Source organism: Pseudomonas sivasensis, assembly GCF_013778505.1.
Classification (GTDB): Bacteria; Pseudomonadota; Gammaproteobacteria; order Pseudomonadales; family Pseudomonadaceae; genus Aquipseudomonas; species Aquipseudomonas sivasensis.
This window is the reverse complement of the sequence record NZ_JAAOWU010000044.1, coordinates 1-1,245: the sequence shown is the minus strand read 5'-3', so window position 1 is coordinate 1,245 and position 1,245 is coordinate 1. Positions and strand designations below refer to the sequence as shown.

General features: G+C 60.3%; 2 protein-coding genes. Both read right to left on the bottom strand.

The window, feature by feature from the left end; all coding sequences use genetic code 11:
- A partial coding sequence (locus G9Q84_RS29000) for a fimbrial biogenesis chaperone (RefSeq protein WP_181644543.1) occupies positions 1-584 on the bottom strand: 584 nt, incomplete at its 3' end.
- A 66-nt stretch (positions 585-650) separates the two neighbouring features.
- The gene (locus tag G9Q84_RS28995; RefSeq protein ID WP_032888865.1) at positions 651-1,223 is read right to left on the bottom strand and encodes a fimbrial protein; all 573 of its coding nucleotides are present in this window, start codon (positions 1,221-1,223) and stop codon (positions 651-653) included.
- Between the last annotated feature and the right edge of the window lie 22 nt (positions 1,224-1,245).

Below are 1,245 nucleotides of genomic sequence, written 5' to 3'. Positions count from 1 at the left end.
CGCAGCACATCCGGTGCCTGGGTGATCGGCTGGCCGTTGAGCTTCAGCTCGCTGACCACAACATGGAATTTGGACGTGTTGTTGAACATCAGCGCGCCGGCATTGGCCTTCCAGTTCACTTGCGCCACCGCGTCCTTGAGTTCGCCTTTAAGGCCAGCGGGGCGGTAGAACAGCTTGATGGTGGTCTTGAGGGCGATCTGCAGCACGTTCTTGCCTTTCTGGTCGTCACTCATGGCCGGGATCGCCTTGACGTTCATCAGGAACAGGCTTTCACGGTCTTGTGGCACATCGGCGCCACCGGCAAAGATCACACGCAGGATGTTTTCCTTGTTGGCGTCGAGCCGGAACAGCGGCGGGGTGACGATAAAGCTGTCGACGCTTTCTTCGCTGGTGCCGCCGAAACGGCTGACCCAGGACTGCACCAGGTAAGGCGAGGTGTCTTCGCGGTTGCTCACATTCAGATTGGCTTCGTTGGAGGCGCCGTTGTAGATCAGGCGCGTGGCGCCTACGGTCACGGCGGCGTCCGCTGCTGCGACATGCCAGAGCGGTAAGAGCGCGAGTAAAAAATACAGTTTCAAACGCATGAGGGGAGACCTTTAAAAGTCCGTAGGCCGGCGCGGCGGCGCCAGGCCCACGGTGTTGACGAGCAATTACTTGTAGGTAACGTCGAAGCTGGCCAGGGCGTTGACTTGACCGGTGCCGATGCCGGACGTGGTCACTGCATCGTCGCCCGTGCCCGTAGTCACATCGGCGGCGGTGCGCACATAGGCGGCGGTGAAGTTGAAGGTGTTGGACATCGCTCGCAGGTCGTAGTCGGCGGTCGCGGTATTCAGTGGAACCGCGTTTCCGGTACGCGCGTCAGCGATCTTGATCGCGATACCTGTGACCTGGTTTTCACCGGTCAGGCCCAGCAGGGTGGAGTCGCTGGCGTCTTCCTGGCCGCTGAAGGTAATCGCGACGTTTTTCTTGGTCGCGGTGCTGCAGTTGTCCAGGCTGATCGAGAACGCTTTCGGCTTGGCGGTGGCGCCCACTGTTTTCCCGAAGTCAGCGATGCGCACCGGATCGAGTGTCACGGACTTGCTCTCGTCGCCGGTTTTGATGGTGCACGCGTTGTCGGTCACGGAACCGGTGAATTGGATCTGCCCGTCCGCAGCCTGTGCGGTACCGGCCAGCAGCCAGCAAGCGCCGCATGCGAGAGTGATTTGGCTCAGTTTGTTCAGCATTGCAATGCCCTTTACGAGATGG

Coding starts and splice junctions, on each gene's coding strand:
- G9Q84_RS28995 (WP_032888865.1), bottom strand. CDS start 1,223: ATGCTGAACAAACTGAGCCAAATCACTCTCGCATGCGGCGCTTGCTGG.